The organism is Enterobacter sp. ZOR0014 (genome assembly GCF_000798855.1).
Classification (GTDB): Bacteria; Pseudomonadota; Gammaproteobacteria; order Enterobacterales; family Enterobacteriaceae; genus Enterobacter; species Enterobacter kobei.
In genome coordinates this window covers 1-21,029 of the sequence record NZ_JTLF01000288.1, presented here as the reverse complement: position 1 = coordinate 21,029, position 21,029 = coordinate 1, and the positions used below count along the sequence as shown (strand labels likewise).

The 21,029-nt window shown below is 52.4% G+C and carries 24 protein-coding genes; 12 read left to right on the top strand and 12 right to left on the bottom strand.

What is annotated here, in order from left to right; translation table 11 throughout:
* Positions 1-83 precede the first annotated feature (83 nt).
* Genes L977_RS15375 through L977_RS15365 form a run of 3 tightly spaced genes read right to left on the bottom strand, consistent with a single transcriptional unit; the run spans position 84 to position 1,923 of the window.
* Positions 84-626: a 1,2-dihydroxy-3-keto-5-methylthiopentene dioxygenase gene (locus tag L977_RS15375; protein WP_014882967.1), complete on the bottom strand. Its 543-nt coding sequence runs from the start codon at positions 624-626 to the stop codon at positions 84-86.
* Complete coding sequence (gene mtnC, locus L977_RS15370) at positions 623-1,312, bottom strand: acireductone synthase (RefSeq protein WP_047626103.1); 690 nt, start codon at positions 1,310-1,312, stop codon at positions 623-625. The genes L977_RS15375 and mtnC overlap by 4 nt, the downstream gene beginning before the upstream one ends.
* On the bottom strand, positions 1,309-1,923 hold the full coding sequence (locus tag L977_RS15365) for a methylthioribulose 1-phosphate dehydratase (protein WP_014882969.1): 615 nt from the start codon (positions 1,921-1,923) through the stop codon (positions 1,309-1,311). Before L977_RS15365 ends, mtnC begins: the two co-directional genes overlap by 4 nt.
* 121 nt (positions 1,924-2,044) lie before the next feature.
* Between L977_RS15365 and L977_RS15360 the strand changes: the two genes are divergently transcribed.
* On the top strand, positions 2,045-3,205 hold the full coding sequence (locus L977_RS15360; RefSeq protein ID WP_047626102.1) for a pyridoxal phosphate-dependent aminotransferase: 1,161 nt from the start codon (positions 2,045-2,047) through the stop codon (positions 3,203-3,205).
* Here the strand turns inward: L977_RS15360 and L977_RS15355 are convergent, their stop codons facing one another.
* The 3 genes from L977_RS15355 to citR form a co-directional block, all read right to left on the bottom strand.
* The gene (locus tag L977_RS15355; protein ID WP_014882971.1) at positions 3,206-3,832 is read right to left on the bottom strand and encodes an IbrB-like domain-containing protein; all 627 of its coding nucleotides are present in this window, start codon (positions 3,830-3,832) and stop codon (positions 3,206-3,208) included.
* On the bottom strand, positions 3,817-5,040 hold the full coding sequence (locus tag L977_RS15350) for a phosphoadenosine phosphosulfate reductase (protein ID WP_023332379.1): 1,224 nt from the start codon (positions 5,038-5,040) through the stop codon (positions 3,817-3,819). The genes L977_RS15355 and L977_RS15350 overlap by 16 nt, the downstream gene beginning before the upstream one ends.
* Positions 5,041-5,206: 166 nt before the next feature.
* Positions 5,207-6,109, bottom strand: coding sequence for a DNA-binding transcriptional repressor CitR (gene citR / locus L977_RS15345; RefSeq protein WP_023332380.1), 903 nt, complete (start codon positions 6,107-6,109; stop codon positions 5,207-5,209).
* Positions 6,110-6,725: 616 nt separating this feature from the next.
* Between citR and ahpC the strand changes: the two genes are divergently transcribed.
* The 6 genes from ahpC to L977_RS15315 all read left to right on the top strand — a co-directional run bounded on the left by ahpC (position 6,726) and on the right by L977_RS15315 (position 13,397).
* A complete protein-coding gene (ahpC, locus tag L977_RS15340; protein ID WP_014882974.1) occupies positions 6,726-7,289 on the top strand; it encodes an alkyl hydroperoxide reductase subunit C in 564 nt (187 codons plus the stop codon).
* Positions 7,290-7,474: 185 nt separating this feature from the next.
* A complete protein-coding gene (gene ahpF, locus L977_RS15335) occupies positions 7,475-9,040 on the top strand; it encodes an alkyl hydroperoxide reductase subunit F (RefSeq protein WP_014882975.1) in 1,566 nt (521 codons plus the stop codon).
* Positions 9,041-9,296: 256 nt separating this feature from the next.
* Positions 9,297-9,803: a TorD/DmsD family molecular chaperone gene (locus L977_RS15330; protein WP_052192643.1), complete on the top strand. Its 507-nt coding sequence runs from the start codon at positions 9,297-9,299 to the stop codon at positions 9,801-9,803.
* Positions 9,800-12,076, top strand: coding sequence for a molybdopterin-dependent oxidoreductase (locus L977_RS15325; protein WP_023332382.1), 2,277 nt, complete (start codon positions 9,800-9,802; stop codon positions 12,074-12,076). The genes L977_RS15330 and L977_RS15325 overlap by 4 nt, the downstream gene beginning before the upstream one ends.
* Positions 12,073-12,630, top strand: coding sequence for a 4Fe-4S dicluster domain-containing protein (locus L977_RS15320; RefSeq protein WP_014882978.1), 558 nt, complete (start codon positions 12,073-12,075; stop codon positions 12,628-12,630). The genes L977_RS15325 and L977_RS15320 overlap by 4 nt, the downstream gene beginning before the upstream one ends.
* A complete protein-coding gene (locus tag L977_RS15315) occupies positions 12,630-13,397 on the top strand; it encodes a dimethyl sulfoxide reductase anchor subunit family protein (RefSeq protein WP_014882979.1) in 768 nt (255 codons plus the stop codon). The genes L977_RS15320 and L977_RS15315 overlap by 1 nt, the downstream gene beginning before the upstream one ends.
* A gap of 39 nt (positions 13,398-13,436) precedes the next feature.
* Here the strand turns inward: L977_RS15315 and uspG are convergent, their stop codons facing one another.
* The 3 genes from uspG to rnk form a co-directional block, all read right to left on the bottom strand.
* The gene (gene uspG, locus L977_RS15310) at positions 13,437-13,865 is read right to left on the bottom strand and encodes a universal stress protein UspG (protein WP_014882980.1); all 429 of its coding nucleotides are present in this window, start codon (positions 13,863-13,865) and stop codon (positions 13,437-13,439) included.
* A gap of 149 nt (positions 13,866-14,014) precedes the next feature.
* On the bottom strand, positions 14,015-14,104 hold the full coding sequence (gene yldA / locus L977_RS25290) for a small membrane protein YldA (RefSeq protein WP_350028918.1): 90 nt from the start codon (positions 14,102-14,104) through the stop codon (positions 14,015-14,017).
* A gap of 139 nt (positions 14,105-14,243) precedes the next feature.
* Positions 14,244-14,654, bottom strand: a complete 411-nt coding sequence (rnk, locus tag L977_RS15305) for a nucleoside diphosphate kinase regulator (protein ID WP_014882981.1) — start codon at positions 14,652-14,654, stop codon at positions 14,244-14,246.
* Positions 14,655-14,923: 269 nt separating this feature from the next.
* Between rnk and L977_RS15300 the strand changes: the two genes are divergently transcribed.
* Positions 14,924-15,541 carry a flavin reductase family protein gene (locus tag L977_RS15300; RefSeq protein WP_023336911.1) on the top strand — a complete coding sequence of 206 codons (618 nt, stop codon included), beginning with the start codon at positions 14,924-14,926 and terminating at the stop codon, positions 15,539-15,541.
* Here L977_RS15300 and rna read toward each other — a convergent pair.
* Positions 15,535-16,344, bottom strand: coding sequence for a ribonuclease I (rna, locus tag L977_RS15295; protein WP_032637201.1), 810 nt, complete (start codon positions 16,342-16,344; stop codon positions 15,535-15,537). The two genes, L977_RS15300 and rna, sit on opposite strands and share 7 nt — an antisense overlap.
* Positions 16,345-16,438: 94 nt before the next feature.
* Positions 16,439-17,806, bottom strand: a complete 1,368-nt coding sequence (gene dcuC, locus L977_RS15290; protein WP_014882984.1) for an anaerobic C4-dicarboxylate transporter DcuC — start codon at positions 17,804-17,806, stop codon at positions 16,439-16,441.
* A 432-nt stretch (positions 17,807-18,238) separates the two neighbouring features.
* On the opposite strand from dcuC, the gene pagP reads away from it, so the two are divergent.
* Both pagP and cspE read left to right on the top strand, forming a co-directional pair.
* Complete coding sequence (pagP, locus tag L977_RS15285) at positions 18,239-18,814, top strand: lipid IV(A) palmitoyltransferase PagP (RefSeq protein WP_047626099.1); 576 nt, start codon at positions 18,239-18,241, stop codon at positions 18,812-18,814.
* Positions 18,815-19,004: 190 nt separating this feature from the next.
* Positions 19,005-19,214 carry a transcription antiterminator/RNA stability regulator CspE gene (gene cspE / locus L977_RS15280; protein WP_002439184.1) on the top strand — a complete coding sequence of 70 codons (210 nt, stop codon included), beginning with the start codon at positions 19,005-19,007 and terminating at the stop codon, positions 19,212-19,214.
* A gap of 219 nt (positions 19,215-19,433) precedes the next feature.
* Here the strand turns inward: cspE and crcB are convergent, their stop codons facing one another.
* Positions 19,434-19,817 (bottom strand): fluoride efflux transporter CrcB, encoded by a 384-nt coding sequence (gene crcB, locus L977_RS15275; protein ID WP_014882986.1) that lies wholly within the window; start codon positions 19,815-19,817, stop codon positions 19,434-19,436.
* Between the two features lie 67 nt (positions 19,818-19,884).
* Between crcB and L977_RS15270 the strand changes: the two genes are divergently transcribed.
* Both L977_RS15270 and tatE read left to right on the top strand, forming a co-directional pair.
* Positions 19,885-20,673, top strand: coding sequence for a deaminated glutathione amidase (locus tag L977_RS15270; protein WP_014882987.1), 789 nt, complete (start codon positions 19,885-19,887; stop codon positions 20,671-20,673).
* Between the two features lie 125 nt (positions 20,674-20,798).
* Positions 20,799-20,999 carry a twin-arginine translocase subunit TatE gene (gene tatE / locus L977_RS15265; RefSeq protein WP_014882988.1) on the top strand — a complete coding sequence of 67 codons (201 nt, stop codon included), beginning with the start codon at positions 20,799-20,801 and terminating at the stop codon, positions 20,997-20,999.
* The last annotated feature ends 30 nt before the right edge of the window (positions 21,000-21,029 follow it).

Sequence of the window (21,029 nt, the reverse complement as noted above, 5' to 3'; positions counted from 1 at the left end):
GGTGGGGTATGTGAAAGGGCTTAACGCGTAGTGCGCGTTAAGCCCTCACCCCAACCCTCTCCCACAGGGAGAGGGAGAAAAGATTATGCCAGACGTGGATACGCATCCGCGATCGCATCACCGGTAAACTGCGCAACCCAGCCTTCCGGGTTATCGAAAATACGGATCGCGGTAAAGTTCGGCTCTGAACCCATATCAAACCAGTGCGGCGTACCCGCGGGTACGGAGATCAGATCGTTTTTCTCGCACAAAACCTGATAGACCTCATCGCCAATGTGCAGGCAGAACAATCCCGCGCCTTCCACGAAGAAGCGCACTTCATCTTCGCCGTGAGTATGTTCGCTCAGGAACTTTGCGCGCAGCGCGTCTTTTTGTGGGTTATCGGCCCGCAGGCTGATGACGTCCCAGCTCTGATAACCTTTCTCTGCCACCAGTTTGTCGATCGCATGCTGGTAAGCCTCAATCACCGCCTCCGGGGCGGGATCCTGACCTAAATCGCGGTCCGCGTCCCAGCGTTCAAAACGTACGCCTTTGGCGTTGAGCTGCCGGGCGATCTCGGCGGCGTCGGTGCTGTGCCACTTTGGTTGACTGGCGTCTTTATCAGAATAGACAGTTAATGCGCTCATGAAGGGATCTGCTCCGGGTTTATCTCGTCAAACTGGTGGACCTGATGGTGATGGCTTGCCCCGTCATCATCGCCGCGAATCAGCTGCAGGGTACGAAAGCCTGCCTGTTCAGCCGCGTCCAGCTCCTGATGAATATCTGACAGGAACAGGATCTGCGACGGCGCGATACCCGTTTGGGCCGCAATGTTCTGGTAAGAAGCCACCTCGCGCTTGGCGCCGATGTGGGTATCAAAATAGCCGCTGAACAGATGAGTAATATCACCTTCGTCGCTGTAGCCAAATAACAGTTTCTGTGCGGCGACCGATCCCGAGGAATAAACATAGAGATCAATCGCTTGCGCTTTCCATTTTTCCAGCGCAGGCAGGACGTCCGGGTAGAGGTGGCCGGTAAAGTCGCCATTCACGTAGCCATCGTGCCAGATGATCCCCTGCAGCGCTTTGAGCGCCGTGGATTTACGGTCTTCATCCATAAAGGCAAAGAGGGCGTCAATAAGCTCGCTGACGCTGGCGAGCGGGTTACCGATTTCATCGCGCAGATTGTCCAGAATGGATTTGACCGGCTCGGCGTACTGCTGCGCGGTGACGAACGCCGCCAGCCGCTCATGCGCGTAGGGGAACAAAACATCGTGGACAAAACGGATATCGCTGGTGGTCCCTTCAATATCCGTCACAATTGCGCGAATCATACTCTCTCCAGTTGTCGTAAACGCATTTCGCATTCAAAAAGAAATTCCAGTCCCTCCAGATGACGGCGGGCCTCGGCCACATCGCGTCCCCAGCAGGTTAAGCCATGACCGCGCAGAAGAAAACCATAATTAAGCGGGCGTTCCTGCGCGTAATGGGCGATTCGCGAGGCGAGGGCGTCGATATCCTGGTCATTGTCAAACACCGGGATGGAGACGGTATCCAGATGGGTGGCCTGTCCGGTAAGCGATTTTTGCATCTCAAAGCCGCTGATGTTCAGCTCGGTTTCCCTGACCAGACGTGACAGCACCGTCGCGTTGACGGTGTGAACGTGCAGGACAGCGTTGGCCTCGGGGAACAGGCGATAAATGAGGGTGTGTAGTCCGGTCTCTGCCGACGGCTTTCGGCCTGACGGCGCACGGTTTGTGGCGATCTCGACCTGCAGAAAATCCGCCGTGGTCAGGCTGCCTTTGTCTTTACCGGATTCGCTCAGCCAGCAGAGGTGTTCATCCTGTCGCACAGACATGTTGCCACCGGTGGCGGGTGCCCAGCCTTTGGCGCCAATCCAGCGGCAGGCGTCGACAAGTTGTGTGAGTTGCAGGTTGTCTGCCATTGCCTTTTACCTCTCGACCAGGAATATTGATATGGTATAGACGTCTAAGCGTCTTGATTGCCAAATGGTAACATCGTGTTATAGTGGCAGCAACATAAGTATTACATGCAGGCACCGCATAATGAGTAATAACGCATTGATTCCTCAGAGTAAACTTCCTAATCTCGGCACCACCATCTTTACGCAGATGAGCGCTCTGGCACAGCAGCACAACGCCATTAATCTCTCTCAGGGATTCCCGGATTTTGACGGACCGGCCTGGTTGCAGGAACGACTGGCGTACCACGTTTCGCAGGGAGCAAATCAGTATGCGCCGATGACGGGCGTGCAGGCGCTGCGGGAAGCCATTGCGGATAAAACGGCGGAATTGTATGGCCATAAACCGGATGCGAATAGCGACATCACGGTGACGGCAGGGGCGACCGAAGCGCTGTATGCGGCCATCACCGCGCTGGTGCGCGCGGGCGATGAGGTCATCTGTTTTGACCCCAGTTACGACAGCTACGCGCCTGCGGTTGAACTCTCTGGCGGCGTGGTGAAACGCGTGGCGCTGCAGCCGCCGCATTTCCGCCCGGACTGGCGGGCGTTCGCTGCGCTGCTGAGCGATAAAACGCGGCTGGTGATCCTGAATACGCCCCATAACCCGTCTGCGAGCGTGTGGCAGAAAGCCGATTTTGCCGCGCTGTGGCAGGCCATTGCCGAACGTGAAATTTATGTCCTGAGCGACGAGGTGTATGAGCACATCTGTTTTACTAAAGAAGGGCACGCCAGCGTGCTGGCCCATCCGCAGCTTCGTGAACGTGCCGTGGCCGTGTCGTCATTTGGCAAAACGTACCATATGACCGGCTGGAAGGTGGGGTATTGCGTGGCACCTGCCGCCATCAGCGCTGAGTTACGTAAGGTACACCAGTACCTGACGTTTGCGGTGAATACCCCGGCTCAGCTGGCGTTGGCGGACATGCTACGCGATGAACCACAGCATTATCGCGACCTGCCGGATTTTTACCGTGCACGCCGGGATCTGTTTGTGACCGCACTGGCTCAAAGCCGCCTGGAAATTTTGCCTTCCGAAGGGACGTACTTCCTGCTGGCTGACTACAGCGCCATTTCCGATCTGGATGATGTCAGTTTCTGCCAGTGGCTGACAAAAGAAGTCGGCGTGGCCGCTATTCCGTTGTCGGTGTTCTGCGCCGATCCTTTTCCGCATAAACTGATTCGTCTCTGCTTTGCGAAGCAGGAATCGACGCTACTGGCCGCGGCAGAGCGTTTGAACACGCTCTGATTATTTCACCGTCCAGGCTTCTGAGTAACGACGGTCTGCAAACAGTTCCAGCAGGCCGTTGATTTGTTTGAGACGCAGCACCTCGTCACCATCCATACCGAGCTCTTCGCTAATTCTTTCATTGCTCCAGCCAAGCTGCGCAAGTTCTCGAACGATTTCAGACATCGCGTTGATTTGATGCCGCCCGCGTGCGCGGTTGTGTCGGATGGTTGAGGCCATGCGGTCATATTTACCGAGTCGTTCCTGACGCAGGCACGTGACAGGCAGGTAACCCTTCAGCTTGCGCTTTAACGCAGCCCGACTTTTGCCAATCTCATGACGATGAAAACCATCCACAATTTCATAATGTTGGGGTTCGTTTTCTGTTACAACAATAGGCTGGGTGAATCCATCAAGTTCCAGCGACTTAATGAGCAACCGTTTTTCCGGTGGGGCCACATTATTGGGGTTGTAATCGTTAGCCGTGATAGCGTCCTGTTTGATCCACAATACGCAGTCGATGGGTTGATCGTTAAACGGGCTATATTTATGCAGTGCCTGGCGAAAGGCATTAATGGCGTTAATTTGGTCCTCTTCAGGAAGTGACTGAAGGTACGTTTCGATTTCGTTGATTATTCTTTGTCGCATAAAATGCCCCACTCCTTGCGTTTTGCCTTCACTCTGTCGCTGTAGCGCTGATAATGTTTGGGTTTGTTTGGGCTGAAAGACAGCGCTCTGCACCAGTAGTCGTTATTAAGTAAAACCTTACAAACGCGCCGCCATGAAGGGATGTCTTTGGCACCGATATCGCCCTCCTGGGTATCGGGAATATCCTCCATGCCCCTCTTCTGGTACCAGTGCAGATATATGGCGATTTTATTGCGGTAATGCTCGGCCGTATTCTGCGGCATGCTGTCGAGAAGCAGCAGGGCATATTCCCGCCAGCAAAGATGGTCCGGCTTGAGTATTTTGCGGTGACCGTAAAAATGGTTGTCGTGCCCGGCGTAAATTCCGCCGCTGCGCGCGCCGCTGACACGTGCGCACATGGTCGCCCAGCGTTCGGGCTCTACAACATGATAGAGCCATAAGCCCTGACGCTGTTCCGGGCCAAAAGGTTCGCAGATGCGCATATAGCGCGGTGGTACGCCGGCCTGATACATAAGGTCATAAAGTGTGTTATAGCTATTGCCGGTTTTTGCAAACCAGGTCCAGATATCCGCGGTTTTCCAGTCGTAGAGAGGATAGATATACCAGGCATGCCCACCCGGGGCGACGGTCGTCCAGGGTTTATCATCGGCAAAGCGTTGTTTACGCGCTGATGCGATAGCCAGAAAACGGTTGTATGACTCATCGGCGCGTATCCCGACCATGACGGCGGCCGGTCGGTTGAGAGAGAACCAGTCCGAGAAACTGCGCACAAAGGTCTCAAAAGACATTCCCCCCTGGTAAAAGGGGAAAAAGGCGGGATCTGTTATGGCATCGTCAGGCGGTTGCCGTACCCACTCGGTATTGGGTTCCCAGCATTGCCACTCAGGCTGGAATTGCGACAGGGAATTTTGCGTGGTGAGGGGAAGCGCGACCCACCAGAAACGATCGATGACATCGCTGTATAAGGCGCGCATATGTTCGACATGATTAATGGTGTAAGTAAATTGCGCTTCCCAGTCTATAAAGAGAACGTCTATTTTGCGTTTCATTTTACGAGCGCATAATGCCGTCAGATGTAACATGACGGTGGAATCTTTTCCCCCTGAAAAAGAGACACACACCCTGGATAAATTCTCCAGGGTCCATTTTATTCGCTCTTGCGTGGCATCGACTACGTTTTGATTCAATGGAAATTTGTAAAGTGACATATCAATCCATTACTGAGTGATACTGATCAGATGGCGCATGAATAATGGGGATGATACTCTTAGAAAGAAGATAATTATAGGTAAAAATTAATCATATAATTACGCTAAATACATTTCCCTTGTGAATATATAAAAAGGACTGACTGCTGAAAACAGTCAGTTATAATTATTGGGGTAAGTTTAAGTCATCAATAAAATTGGAGAAGGAAGCATTATTCAGTGCTGAGCGATTGTACATCATATAAACCGGGACTGTCGGGAAGGTAATGTCAGTCTCAATCTTACGGAGATTTAATGCCGGACCATACTGCTCATAGGCTGGCGTAGGGGCTAATCCAATCAGATCGGAATTGCCTATCATCGACAGCAGTGAGATAAACGAGTCGCTGCGGAACAGGATATTTCGTTCGGGAAGCAGTTGCTCAGTATGCTCCTGAAAATTCTTTACGCTCAACTCATCACTCAGGTAGGCCGTAAATTTTTCCTGAAGAATTTCGTCACGCGTCGCCTGTAAACCCAGGCGGGGGTGATCCTGACGGCAAACCAGCGTAAAAGACATCTGCTGGAACAAGCAGCAGGCCGTTGAACGGCTATTCAGCGGGGCGAAAGAGAAGACAAGGTCCGCTTTTCGGTATGCCAGCAGGTCTTCTGCTGAGTCCGGGGCAAGGAAGACATCATGCAGCTCAACCTGATAGTTATACTTCTCGATCAGGATTTTCATCGGATCCAGCATGATTTTAGGCGTCATAAACTGCGGACCGTAAATGACAAAGCTCTTCTTCAACCCGTTGCTGTGCATCATATTGATGGTTTGCTCAAGCTGATTGAGGTTTTGTTCAAGATGATGATGAAGGTTGACGCCAACCGTAGTGGGGGTGATGCCCTTACCTGAACGGATAAACAAGGGATCGTTGAGTTGTCCGCGCAGACGTTGCAGTGACTGACTCACTGCTGAGGGGGTAATATAGAGCGTCTCAGCCGCTTTACTGATACTCAAATGTTGATAGATACATTCAAAAATGACTAGCAGGTTGAGATCAAATTTTTTAAGATCGTAGAGATTTGCCATGTGTCGTCCTGAGGATGCGGTGTTTGCATGGGTTATCATATCACTGATAACTATAGTTTGAAGTTAACCATTTACAATCCTTTCGGTTAACTCTCTTAATTTTAAATTAAACGTGCCTTAATATATCACGACGTCAGATTATTAAAATAGTACTTCAAAGATGATTAAGATAATTTTATCTCGCTAAGAGGCACCTTAATTGACAATTGTCATTTATATATTAAGTTATTTTTATAATAAAAATTAATTTATAACGCCCCGTCATTATGTTCGAAACTGCCTATCACAGCCATAGGCAGGAATGCCTCTCCCGTGGATTGCTCAAGCCTGGCACGGGTGGTGTAATTAAACGGCTGTTACCACCTTGATGTTAAGGGCGTAGAGCGCAACGCAACGCCAGCTTTAGCTGGCACTGAATGTACCTGCGGGGAATTCAGGTAAAAGGGCCGCCCGTAGAGGCGGCCTTTTTACTTTTGGCGTTTCCTTTAAAAGGTTCACCTTACTGTCTTGTTGATGTTGTTAGGTATGGCTGATTGATTTGATAAAGCAAACGCATTAGCTCCGATGAGCAAAGTTAGTTACCTTACATCTCAACGAAAACACGGAGGAAGTACAGATGTCTTTGATTAATACCAAAATTAAACCTTTCAAAAACCAGGCGTTCAAAAACGGTGAGTTCATTGAAGTCACTGAGAAAGATACTGAAGGTCGCTGGAGCGTGTTCTTCTTCTATCCGGCTGACTTTACCTTCGTTTGCCCGACCGAACTGGGTGACGTGGCTGACCACTATGAAGAACTGCAGAAGCTGGGCGTAGACGTTTACTCTGTCTCTACCGATACCCACTTCACCCACAAAGCGTGGCACAGCAGCTCTGAAACCATCGCGAAAATTAAATACGCGATGATCGGCGACCCGACTGGCGCCCTGACCCGTAACTTCGACAATATGCGTGAAGATGAAGGTCTGGCCGACCGCGCGACCTTCGTTGTTGACCCGCAGGGCATTATCCAGGCTATCGAAGTTACCGCTGAAGGTATCGGCCGTGATGCGTCTGACCTGCTGCGTAAAGTGAAAGCCGCTCAGTACGTGGCTTCCCACCCAGGCGAAGTGTGCCCGGCGAAATGGAAAGAAGGCGAAGCGACGCTGGCTCCATCTTTAGACCTGGTCGGCAAGATCTAAGTCTGCAAAGCCTGGCGGCGCCGCGTTTGCACAGGCCTACAGTATCGTAGGCCGGGTAAACGAAGTGCCACCCGGCAATCCATGGGCGCGCCCGCGCCCATTTCATTAGCACCATGATGCAAGTTGCATTCAGGCCGCCCCTATAAGGCAGCTTGCATGATGACGTCTTAAGAGAGGGAAGAACAATGCTCGACGCGAATATGAAAACCCAGCTCAAGGCCTACCTTGAGAAACTGACCAAACCTGTTGAGCTGATTGCCACGCTGGATGACAGCGCGAAATCGGCAGAGATCAAGGAACTGCTGGCAGAGATCGCTGAACTGTCACCGAAAGTGACCTTCAAAGAAGACAATACGCTTGCAGTCCGTAAGCCTTCTTTCCTGATCGCCAACCCGGGTTCTGATCAGGGGCCGCGCTTTGCCGGCTCTCCGCTGGGGCATGAATTTACCTCACTGGTGCTGGCGCTGCTGTGGACCGGTGGGCATCCGTCTAAAGAAGCGCAGGCTCTGCTGGAGCAGATCCGCGACATCGACGGTGATTTCGAGTTTGAAACCTATTACTCACTCTCCTGTCACAACTGCCCGGACGTGGTGCAGGCGCTGAACCTGATGTCGGTGCTGAACCCGCGCATCAAACACACGGCGATTGACGGCGGTACGTTCCAGAATGAGATCACCGAGCGTAACGTAATGGGCGTGCCGGCGGTCTATCTGAATGGTCAGGAGTTTGGTCAGGGCCGCATGACGCTGACGGAAATTGTTGCCAAAGTGGATACTGGCGCAGAAAAACGCGCAGCAGAAGCGCTGAACAAACGTGATGCCTACGATGTGCTGATCGTCGGTTCCGGCCCGGCGGGCGCGGCAGCGGCGGTTTACTCCGCGCGTAAAGGGATCCGTACCGGTCTGATGGGCGAACGCTTTGGTGGTCAGGTACTGGATACCGTGGACATCGAAAACTACATTTCCGTGCCGAAAACCGAAGGCCAGAAACTGGCTGGCGCACTTAAAGCGCACGTCAGCGACTATGACGTGGATGTCATCGACAGCCAGAGCGCCAGCAAGCTGGTTCCTGCTGCGGTCGAAGGCGGTTTACACCAGATTGAAACGGCATCCGGCGCGGTGCTGAAAGCGCGTAGCATTATCATTGCCACCGGCGCGAAATGGCGCAACATGAACGTTCCGGGTGAAGATCAGTACCGCACCAAAGGTGTGACCTACTGCCCGCACTGTGACGGTCCGCTGTTTAAAGGTAAACGCGTAGCGGTGATCGGCGGCGGTAACTCCGGCGTGGAAGCGGCTATCGACCTGGCGGGGATTGTGGAACATGTGACCCTGCTGGAGTTTGCGCCAGAGATGAAGGCCGACCAGGTTCTGCAGGATAAAGTTCGCAGCCTGAAAAACGTCGACATCATCCTGAACGCGCAGACCACGGAAGTGAAGGGCGACGGCAGCAAAGTGACCGGCCTGGAATACCGTGACCGCATCAGCGGCGACGTGCATAGCGTTCAGCTTTCGGGGATTTTCGTGCAGATTGGTCTGCTGCCAAACACCACCTGGCTGGAAGGCGCGATTGAGCGCAACCGTATGGGCGAGATCATCATTGATGCGAAATGTGAAACCAGCGTAAAAGGCGTCTTCGCCGCAGGTGACTGTACGACCGTGCCGTACAAACAGATCATCATTGCCACGGGCGAAGGTGCGAAAGCGTCCCTGAGTTCGTTTGACTATCTGATTCGCACCAAAACAGCATAAAAAAAAAGTAAGACGATACCTGCAGTAGCCACCTCATCATGGGGTGGCTTTTTTATTGGTTTTTTTTATTCTCAATTATTGTCGTGATTGAACGCTTCATGCGTTAACTACCTGCTTCGATCAAAGAAATTAATAAGCCTGCTGATAATATCTCGTCGTTTTCTGTTGATAAATATTTATATTTCACATGAATGATAAAGATATATTCACACCTTCAATATATGAGGCGTTAACACCCTTTGAAATAAAGGGGTTGATGTTTCGTGATTTCTTCAACGCGGCGGATATGACCTCGCGATGCGCCTCGTTACGCTTTTTTTTCCCTAAGAGTGAGTCCTGGCCGCAGGATGAGGCGTTAAACGTCGAGTATGACTTTAATGCGCTGTTTGTCGGCCCGGCGACGCTGCTGGCGCCACCTTATGCCTCGGTTTATCTGGACGACGAGCCTCTGCTGATGGGGGCGACGACGCTGAGCGTGCGCGAATTCCTGCAGAGCATTGGGCTCTCCGTCACCGCGGAAAATAGCGTCCCCGACGACCATATCAGCTATGAAATTGAACTGGCCGTGATGCTATTAGTGCATGCCAGACATTCACCACAATATCATGAAGCACTTACCCGTTTTGTCCGCGCGCATCTCGAATTATGGCTCCCGGCATTTATCGCAAAAATAAAGGATTGTGCGAAAACAGCCGTAATTAAATGCCTCGCCGTGCTACTGACTAATTGGTTTGATGAATTAAAAACGAGAGTAATATTATGACTATTGATAAAGGGCAGCTTAACCGGCGCTCCTTTTTAAAAGGACTGATTGCGCTAGGTACCGTCGCCGCATTACCCGGCGGATTATTATCCTCCCGATGTGCCATGGCACAACCGCCCATTCCGTTTAACCCGAAAACCTACAAAATCTTCCGTAACGCCTGTCCGCGTAACTGCTATGACACCTGCAGCTTAAAAACGTGGGTGAAAGATGACGTGATTACCTTCGTCGAGGGGGCAAGCGAATCCACCTTTACCCACGGTGCGCCGTGCGTGAAAGGGCTGACCTACCCACGCCGGGTCTACTCGCCGGACCGTATAAAATACCCGATGATTCAGGACGGACGCGGCAGCGGCAAATGGCGACGCATCTCCTGGGATGAGGCCATGCAGCGGATCGCCAGCAAGATGCTGGAGATCAAAAAGAAAGATGGCTCCCTGCTTGGCCTGGCGCTGACCAAATATTCCGGCAACCTGGGGGTGATGAGCTATGCCGTGGAGGGGATGATGTCCTCGCTCGGCTACACCACGCGTTTTGCCGGTACGCCGTGCTGGCCTGCGGGCATTGACGCACAGCACTACGACATGGGCGACATGTGGTGTAACGACCCGGAAGATCTGGTTAAAGCCAAATACATTATCCTCTGGGGGGCGAACCCGGCCTGGTGCTCCATGCACACCATGAAGTACATCTATCAGGCCCGCGAGAAAGGGGCGAAAGTGGTGGTTATCGATCCGCTGTTCTCGCAAACTGCCGCGAAAGCTGACCTCTATCTGCGCGTGCGTTCAGGTTCAGACGGTGCGCTGGCGCTGGGTATGGCGCGCCATCTGGTGGACACCGGTCGCGTGGACCAGGAGTTCGTCAATCATTTCGCGCACGGGTATCCGGAGTTTGAGCAGTACTTGCTCAACAACATCACGGTAGAGTGGGCATCGGAAATTTGTGGTCTGGCGCCGGATGTGATTCGCCAGCTTGCCGAGGAGTTCACGGCGGTTAAGCCCTCCACCGTCTGGATTGGCTACGGTATGCAGCGCCACGTGAACGGCGGTGCGAACGTGCGTGCGATTGATGCCTTTGTCGCCATGACCGGCAATATCGGCGTAGAAGGCGGTGGCGCTCGCTACGGCCATCTGCAGACCTGGGGCTATAACTACCATGCAATGACGCAGACACCCCCGGTGGGTTCTGTAGGGATGGAAGGGGTATCAGGCCCGGTGGGCGAGTTTGTCAGCGATAGCGGCGAAAAGCGCAAGTACTCTGACCGCGCGCTCAACCTGAACCAGACTGCGCAAAGCATTCTGGACGCCAACGATCCCCCTATCCGCATGCTGTGGGTGGCCTGTAAGAACCCGTTTGCCCAGGACTTCGACCGCAACAAGATGAAAAAAGCGTTCGACAAGCTGGAAATGGTGGTGTGCGTGGATCAGTTCTTTAACGAGACGGTTCAGCACGCGGATATCGTGCTGCCTGTCACCACCACCTTCGAGCACTGGAGCGCCTCTTCGTCTTACTGGCACTACTGGCTGACGGTAAACGAACCTGCCATCAAGCCGATGTACGAATGCAAGAGCGACCTGGATATTGCCGTGTTGCTCTCCCGTACCATCAACAAAATGGAACCGGGCTCATGCACCTTCCCACAGGATGTTGACCAGAAAAAATGGCTGGATCTGGAATTCAACGACGGGCTGGCGAAGCAGTTTGGCATCAGCTCCTGGGACGATCTGCTGAAGGGGCCGGTGAAGGCCAAAATGCCGAGCAGCGCAGCCTGGCACGATCGGAAGTTCAAAACGCCGTCAGGCAAGTATGAGTTTTTATCCGCGCGCTGCGAAGAGAACGGCCATAAAGCGCTGCCGGAATATCTGCCAGCCGCAGAAGGTAAACTGCCGTTCCAGCTCTTTACGCCGCACCTGCAGTACGGCCTGCATTCGCAGTTCGTTAACCTTGACTGGATGCAGGTCTTCTGGCCGGAGCCCTTTGTCTATATCCACCCGGTTGCTGCGAAGAAAAAGGGGATCCGAGACCTGGCGACAGTGCGGGTATTCAACGAGATCGGCGAGGTTCAACTGCGTGCCAAAGTGACCACCAATGTACCGGAAGATTTCCTGGTCATGTACGAATCCTGGTTCAACAAGCTCAGCTATAACGTGCAGAACGTGGTGAAAGATACCCCGGCCGATATGGGTAAAATGGCCACCGGTGCACCGGGCGCGGCTATTCACGATCAGTTTGTCGATATTGTCCTCATTGCCAATGAAGGAGCGGACGCATGAGACGCGCATTTTTAGTGAACAGTGATAAATGTATTGGTTGCCGCGGATGCGCCATGGCCTGTAAGAGCTTCAACCAGCTCGAACCCGAACGTTTCTGGCGCTATGTCTACCCGCTGGATAAAGAAATTTACCCGCATGAGGAGCGTGCGTTCTTTTCGCTGGCCTGTAACCACTGTGAAAACCCCGCTTGTCTGGCGGCGTGCCCGGTGGAAGCCTACACCAAACGTGATGATGGCGTGGTGGTGCATAACCCTGAGCGCTGTATCGGCTGTAAAAACTGTATCCGCAATTGTCCGTATGGCGCTCCGCGCTTCAATGAGGAAACGCAGAAGGCCGAGAAGTGCAGCATGTGCTATGAGCGTCTGGATATCGGCTTGAATCCTGCCTGCGTTAACGCCTGTCCGGTTGGGGCGCTGACCCTGATCGATCTGGATGCCGATCCGCTGCCAAATAATGCCGTGCAGTATCCGCCGGGCTTCCCAAAAATGCCGCAGCTTAATCCGGGTACGCGCTTCATTCTGGCACGCCAGCCGAAACAGCCGGGGGACAAATAATGGAAAAGTACGAACTGCCGTTGGTGATTTTTACCGTGCTGAGCCAGATGTCCGTTGGGATGACGCTCCTGTTGAGCTGGCGCACGCTGCGTGGCGAAGTGCAGGGCAACCGTCTTCACTGGCTGATCACGGGGCTGATCCTGGGGGTTGCCTCCATCGCCGCGGTATTGCATCTGGCGCACCCGGAACACGCTTATAATGCGTTAATCAACCTGAAACATGCCTGGCTGAGCCGTGAGATTCTCGGCGCGACGCTGTATGGCGGCACAATTGGCCTGGCTTTCCTTACGAAAGGCAACAAAGGCGCAGCGCTGCTGGCGTCCCTGTTCGGGATACTGCTGGTGGTGGTGCAGGGGATGACCTACGCCGCGCCGGCGATGCAGGCCATTGCCAACGGCATCACCATGATGCTGTTCTTTGCCACCGTCTGGGTGCTGGGTTGTGCAGCCACGCCGCTGCTCGGGATGAAAGCGTCAGCTGTCGCACTGCGTCAGGGCATTATCGCCCTGATGGCGCTGCTGATTGCCGCACCGGTACTCTGGCTCAGCGGCGGTACCATCATGAAAATGACCGCTCACGCCTGGTTAAGCTCGCCGCTCTATCTGGGCTGCCTGCTGTGCTGCGTCGTGGGGTTCACGTTGTCGCTAAGGCGCCATCCGATGCAGAAAGCCGTATTTGTTATCCTGCTGGTGGGCGTGGTGCTCAGCCGCCTGACCTTCTTCGGTGATACCGTCAGTACCATCGTCAATATTGGTCATCTGTACTGATAAACAAAACCCCGCGCAAGCGGGGTTTTTTATGGGCAGTTAACGAACCACCATCACCGGAATGTGGGTATGGCGGATCACGCTGGAGGCGTTTGACCCTAGCAGGTGAGTGGTGATGGAAGGATTGCGTGAACCGATCACCACCACGTCTGCATTCAGCTCCGCGGCCAGTTCATTGACGGCATCGCGTACGCTACCGAACCGGACGTGGGTTTTGATGCGCGACGGGTCGATGCTGAAATGCCCGACCATGGTTTGCAGGCGCGTCTCGGCTTCGTGCTGTAAGTGCTCTTCGAAGCGACGCACATCGGCGGCAAAGCGGTGCAGACTCAGGCTGGCGGAGCCCGGCAAGACATGTAAAAGGTGAATAATACCGTCCTGCTGTGCGAGAAATTCCGCGTGACGCACTGCTTTGTCACTCAGTTCCATTTCAAAAACATCAACCGGCATAATGATTCTCTGATACATACCCGTTTCTCCTTGTTTATAAACGCTGAAATCATTCAACCACAAAATAGTTATGGATTCTGTAATCACTCCGTCAATTTTGATGACGATCGTGATGCCGCGAAAAAAATCATTGCGCAGAGTGCGGGGCAGAGCGGTGACGTGAGCGTTCACCAGTGGCGTTCAAGGTAAAGCACAGCCGAGACGATGATGGCCACAAAAAGTAAAAAAATGAATGTGATAACCACTATCTCACCCATGACCGTCCCCACGGCACCAAAACAGATTAAGCGTGTATTAAGGGGAATAAGGGTGATATAGGAAAATCAGGTGAATTTGCGGAAAGAGGATGCGGGTGCATCCTCTGTGCAAAGCGAGTGGGCGCTTGTTCAGAAGGGATTAACGCAGGTAATCGCCCGCAGCTTCTGGCTGGTAGAGCAGTTCCAGCACTTCCAGATGAGTGGAGGCCCCGCCAGGTAAATCCCAGTGGATGGTATCTCCTGTGCGCAGTCCCAGCAGTGCGGCGCCGACAGGGGCAAGAACCGAAAGCTGCGCGCTGCTGTCAGTCATCTGAGCCGGGTAAACCAGCGTGCGGGTCAGCTCTTCACCGGTGGTCAGGTTGCGGAATTTTACCCGGCTGTTCATGGTGACCACGTCATGCGGCATTGATTCAGGTGTGCACATCTGCGCGCGGTCAAGTTCCTCATTCAGGGCATCGGCCACCGGAAGTGAGGCGAATTCGGCTTTTTCCAGCAATCGGTCGATACGTTCTGCGTCGAGTTCATTGATGATAATGGTGGGTCTGGACATTTTTTACTCCATGTCGTTAATGCTGCGTCTAACGCAGAAACCAATCCAAAAGAAAACCCTCGCCGTCTGGCAGCGAGGGTTTAACTTACCCGATGATACTGGCTGAACGCTCAAGTTTGAAGTGATGAAGGTCACATTCATGTCCCATATGAATTTTCGCTGAAATTTATTCAGTCTTAATTCCAGGCGGATTGCGTTACGCTGAGTATCCTGAACCCGGGTGTTGCGCGAAGCATTATGCGTGTCTGCCCCATCAACGAGAGAGCACTATGTATTTCTATCAACCGTCTCAGGGGCACGGCCTGCCGCATGACCCGCTGAACGCCATTATTGGTCCCCGTCCGATTGGCTGGATCTCCTCTTGCGATCGGGCCGGTCAGTTGAATCTCGCGCCGTATAGTTTCTTTAACTGTTTTAACTATCGCCCGCCGATCATCGGCTTTTCCAGCAACGGCTGGAAAGACAGCGTGCGAAATATTCACGAGACAAAGGAGTTTGTCTGGAATCTGGCGACGCGCGATCTCGCACATGCCATGAATCAAACCTCGGCTACGCTTCCTCACGATCGGGATGAATTTACCTTTGCAGGATTAACCCCCGCCGCAAGCCAACTGGTGAGTGCTCCTCGTGTGGCGGAAAGCCCGGTCAATTTTGAGTGCCGCCTTTCTCAGTGCATTCAGCTTACCGGAGCCGATGGCACCCCGGTTGATACCTGGCTGGTGCTGGGTGAAGTGGTGGGGATCCATATAGCGGAAACGCTACTGGAAGAGGGGATATACCAGACGGCGAAAGCGCAGCCCATCCTGCGAGCGGGTGGGCCGACGGCGTACTATGGGATCAGTGATGAACACCGGTTCGATATGGTGCGCCCGGTGGTGGGTCAGTAACCGGCTTTATCAATGACAAATTGTTTTCCGCAGTTACCAGGATGTGGCTGCGGGGCAAAGGACGTTGCGGAAAGCGGTTGGTTAATGGTGTCTGCTTTCAGCGAAATCTGCATCTCAGTGAGATACGCCGGGTTGCCATTGCAGGTCAGCTTAAAGGCTTTGATGTTTTCTTTGCCCCAGCTTTTGGCAATGGCGTTGTCAAAATCACGACGACTGACGGCTTTACCGTAGTTAGCCGCGAGGAATTGACCGACGGCACTGTTTTTCATTTCCTGATTCATTCTCACCATGGTGCCGAAATAGGCATCGGGATCAAAACCAAAACAGACGCCATGCTTGGCGTATTCGTACCGTTCCAGGCAGGAGTTTCCGCCCGCGCCCGGCATCACCTCGTTAAGTTTTGCCGCACCGGAAAGCGACAGCCCGGTTTCGGCAGCAGCACATTTGCGGCTGGCCTTTGCTTCCGGCATATTCGGGATGGGACGCGTGGCACAACCAAATCGCATCCATCGACGTTCATCCACGCCTCGTGCCGCTATCGATTTCGGCAGACCAGGCCATAACCCGTGGACGGTCAGAAAATCGGCTTTATTTTCGCTCTCTTTTTGCAGACGACATTCATCCGGTTCATTGCGGTTACGCTCAACCATGCTTTGACAAAACCCGGTTTGCCAGGACAGCGCCAGTACATAGCGATCGAAATCGCCATATTGCGTAGCGTTGAGCGGTTCTGCCTGTGCGGAGAAGACACTGAGTGCAAGCGCAACTGCGCCAGACGAGATAACGATATCCTTCCTGAACATGTGATTTCCTGATTGGTTGTGCTCGATTAATTTTTGGGAGTTATTAAAGCACAAAAAGCGCCAGCAGGCGCTTTTTGGAAATCAGGAATTTTACTTAGGCAGCGCCGGGAACCAGCACTTCGGTAGCAATAATGACGATGATCAGGCCAACCAGCACCGGGACTGACGTGCGTTTGACGACCTCAAACGGAGAGATTTTTGCCATACCGGCAACCGCAACGACCACGCCTGAAACAGGAGAGATGGTGCGACCCAGGTTTGAGGCCTGAAGCATAGGAATAGACAGGTAAGCCGGGTTGATGCCAGAGGAGTGAGCCAGCTTAGGGATCATCTCAACGAAAGCGTAAAACGGCGCGTTACCAGAACCGGTGGTCATCGCCGCCAGCATGGTCAGAACGACCAGCACCAGCATCAGGATAATACTGGCTGAGCCGAACGACGTGGCGATGGAGATCAGGCTCTGGATAAAGCCAATAGTGCTCAGACCCTGGGCAAACACGCCTGCCGCAACCAACAGCATCACCACGCCCGCGAAGGCATCCGCCATTCCACGATACGCCACTTCCAGGCCGGAGAATACTTTTTGCGTGTTGAAACCGCGCACGAATTCCAGCACGGCAGCCAGCAGCATACAGATGACCAGAATAGTAATAATGTGCAGTTGTGGACCCCATTTGCCGTCAAAAATCAGCACGCCGATAATCGGTGTGAACGGCAGAATGGCGTAGAACGCTGGAGCGGTGGTGGTGATTTCGCTGACATCCATCATCTCATGGCTGATGTTCTCTTTTTTATCGAGATAGCGCTGCCAGAAGAAATGCGCGACCCCCATTCCCACAATGGCGACAATCGAGATCGGCAGCGTGGTCTTAAAGGCGAAGTCGATCAGCGACATCTCGGCTGCTTTGGCGGCCAGCACAACGTCGCCAGAGGTTGGGGAAAGAATAATGGCGGCCGGGGATGCGCAAATGGCAGCCGCTGCACCGCGGCTGATGCCCACGTTCACCATCACCGGGAACAGTGTGGCCATTAACAGTACGCCAAGACCGGTGGCCGATGAAACGGCCAGCGACATCAGACAGGCGAGGAAATAGGCGGCAACCATTAACAGATACGGGGAGTTAATATACTGCAGGGGTTTCGAGGCAAGCTTAACCACCATGTCATTAGCGCCGATATGGGTCATGTAGGCGGCAAAACCGCACAGCATCATGATCATCATACCGAGATCGCCGCCACGGCTCATGAGCAGTATTTTAATATATTCAACAATATCCGTGGCAGTATAACCCGTGCTGGCTGCGCTGGCAGGTAATACCTGATGCCCCATTAACGCGCTGACAATCAGGAGTGTTAAGCCGCCAACAAATAAAACGCCCGTGGCTGAGTACCCTTTAATGATGTAGCGGGCTACACCGACAATGACGACGACCCCAATAAGGAGTTCGATAAACGTAAGCATGATTTCCCCTGTATCCTATGCCCTGAGGTAGAAAAAAATTAATAAAATAAGAAGGATGAAAATGTGCCGAATTAATGGCCTGTCCTTGCTGATTAAAATCAATAAATAGACGACTAAAGAACAGTATCACAGCGTTTTTGCCATGGCCCAGGCATTTATGTCATCAGGAAGTTGACCGCCAGAAACAGCGTAGCATGTCTCTTTAATGATAACAAAATGTTAAAATTATGTGTTTTCCGGCCTGTTAATCGGGATGGATGAAAATGTTATAGTCATACATATTGTAGGTTTATTTGGGCCAGCCTGAACGCTGCCTTAAGAATATTCCCGAAAAGAGGCCTGATATTTAGGAGTAGTGCTGATGCCGTTAAGACATGGTTCAACTATTGTGTGGTAAACTTTGCTTCGAATATTAAGAATGGTAATTGCATTGTGAGCTTACGTAATACTTTTTTCTCTCTTTTATTGTTTATTTTTGGTCAGTTAACGTTTTCATCTGTTGCACAGGCAGAAGACAACGCGAAGAATAAAGGCTGGTTCTCTACTTTTACGGATAATGTTTCGCAGACCTGGTCAGCACCTGAACATTATGATCTCTATGTACCGGCAATAACGTGGCATGCGCGCTTTGCTTATGACAAAGAGAAAACAGATAAATACAACGAGCGCCCGTGGGGGGCTGGTTTTGGTCAGTCACGCTGGGATGAGAAAGGAAACTGGCACGGCATCTATCTGATGGCCTTTAAAGACTCGTTTAATAAATGGGAACCAATTGGGGGTTACGGCTGGGAGAAAACGTGGCGCCCGCTGGCGGACGAGAATTTCCACGTCGGGTTAGGCTATACCGCAGGAGTGACGGCGCGTGATAACTGGAACTACATTCCGATCCCCGTGCTGCTGCCTTTGGCCTCGATTGGCTATGGCCCGGCAACGTTCCAGATGACCTACATCCCCGGGACGTACAACAACGGTAACGTTTACTTCGCCTGGATGCGTTTTCAGTTTTGACTGAAAAAAGGTTACCAGCTGGTGAAAAAACGCGCAGGCATTGATTCCTAAGCGATAAAAATCTGCCAGTGAAAATTAACGCGACTTTAGTCACTTTTTGTCAAAGATCCGCTGGACAAAAGGTCCCACAATTGTTGTACTGGTAACCGACACAGCATTTGTGTCGTTTTTTAATGTAAAGGTAATTTTGATGTCTAAGATTAAAGGTAACGTTAAGTGGTTTAATGAGTCCAAAGGATTCGGTTTCATTACTCCTGAAGATGGCAGCAAAGATGTGTTCGTACACTTCTCTGCAATCCAGTCTAATGGTTTCAAAACTCTGGCTGAAGGTCAGCGCGTAGAGTTCGAAATCACTAACGGTGCCAAAGGCCCTTCTGCTGCTAACGTAATCGCTCTGTAATTCAGACGCGTCAGCAAGAATTTCAAAACCCGCTCATTGAGCGGGTTTTTTTCGTTATGAATCAGCCAAGCAGGTACATTTTCAGGAAGCTGGCAACGATCAGTACGCTCAACAACACCATTCCTGCGCTCATCAGATTCTGTTTCATTCTGTCACCCTCGTTCAGTATGGCCTCCAGAGTGACAGAGAAAAATTAAGCCAACATTAACGCCCCGACGGTTAATGCGTGCTTACTGAGGAAAATAGCCAAAATGCGATCCCCGTCATCGCGAAGGATCCAAGCATGTTGATCGCGATATTCACCAGCGCCCAGCCGATACGGCCTTCCTGAAAGAGAAAAACCGTTTCCGCAGAAAAGGTTGAGAAAGTCGTTAAACCGCCACAGAACCCGGTGGTAATCAGGACCTTCCACATGGGATCGATGTGCGTCATCCGGTTAAACCAGGCCAGCCCCATACCAATGATAAAAGCACCAATCAGGTTGGCAGCCAGTGTCCCCATGGGAATCGCCTGGTGCAGGGGGTTAAACCGCATACTCAGGAACCATCTCGCAACGCTCCCTGTGCCTCCACCAATAAAAACAGCCAAAAGGAGTTGTAACACGCTAAATACCTGCTATTTGATGTGTAAGAGTAGCGAGTTTAACGCTGTTTATGATGAGGGGACAAATATGTATGTGGCGGTAGGGCAGTTTGCAGTCACGCCTGACTGGCAGGTTAATGCACTACAATGCGTGAACCTGATGACACAGGCCCGGCAGAAGGGCGCGTCGCTGTTGGTTCTCCCGGAAGCGCTGCTGGCAAGGGATGATAATGACCCGGATCTGTCCGTGAAGTCCGCGCAGCCGCTTGATGGCGACTTTTTACAGCCGTTGCTCACCGAGAGCGTGGGTAACGCGATGACGACCATCTTAACAGTGCACGTTCCTTCAGCGCCGGGGCGCGCCGTAAATACGCTGGTGGCTATCCGTGATGGCGTGATTATCGCGCGCTATGCCAAGCTTCATCTTTATGATGCGTTCAGCATTCAGGAGTCACGGCGTGTTGACCCTGGAGACCGCGTTGCGCCGTTAATTGATATTGACGGGTTTAAGGTTGGGTTAATGACCTGCTACGACCTCCGTTTTCCTGAGCTGGCATTGCATCTGGCCCTGCAAGGGGCAGACGTGCTGGTATTGCCTGCTGCATGGGTTAAGGGACCGCTGAAAGAGCAGCATTGGGCAACGCTGCTTGCAGCGCGCGCGCTGGACACGACCTGCTATGTCGTTGCTTCCGGGGAGTGTGGCAATAAAAATATCGGACAGAGCAGGGTAGTTGATCCACTGGGAGTCACGGTTGCCGCAGCAGCGGAAGCGCCGGTGCTGCTAATGACGGAGATATTTTTAGAAAGAATTGCGCTTGCGCGTCAGCAATTACCTGTTCTTCGTAACCGACGCTTTGCGCCACCGCAATTAATGTGATGTTTTTTTCAACAATGCTTGATTCACCTTGTTACAGATTGCTATTGTGTGCACGCGCCAAATGACCGTTAATACAGTCAGGTTTTGGCGCTGAATGCAGCCTGTTTTATGTAAAGAAGGTATCTATGGGTGAGATTAGTATTACCAAACTGCTGGTGGTTGCCGCACTGGTCGTCCTGCTGTTTGGTACCAAGAAGTTACGCACGCTGGGTGGTGACCTGGGGGCTGCCATCAAAGGCTTTAAGAAAGCGATGAACGACGATGATGCAGCCGCGAAGAAAAGCGCTGAGGACATCCCGGCAGAGAAGCTTTCTCACAAAGAGTAATAGCAATGCCTGAGGGCTTGCGAAAAAAAA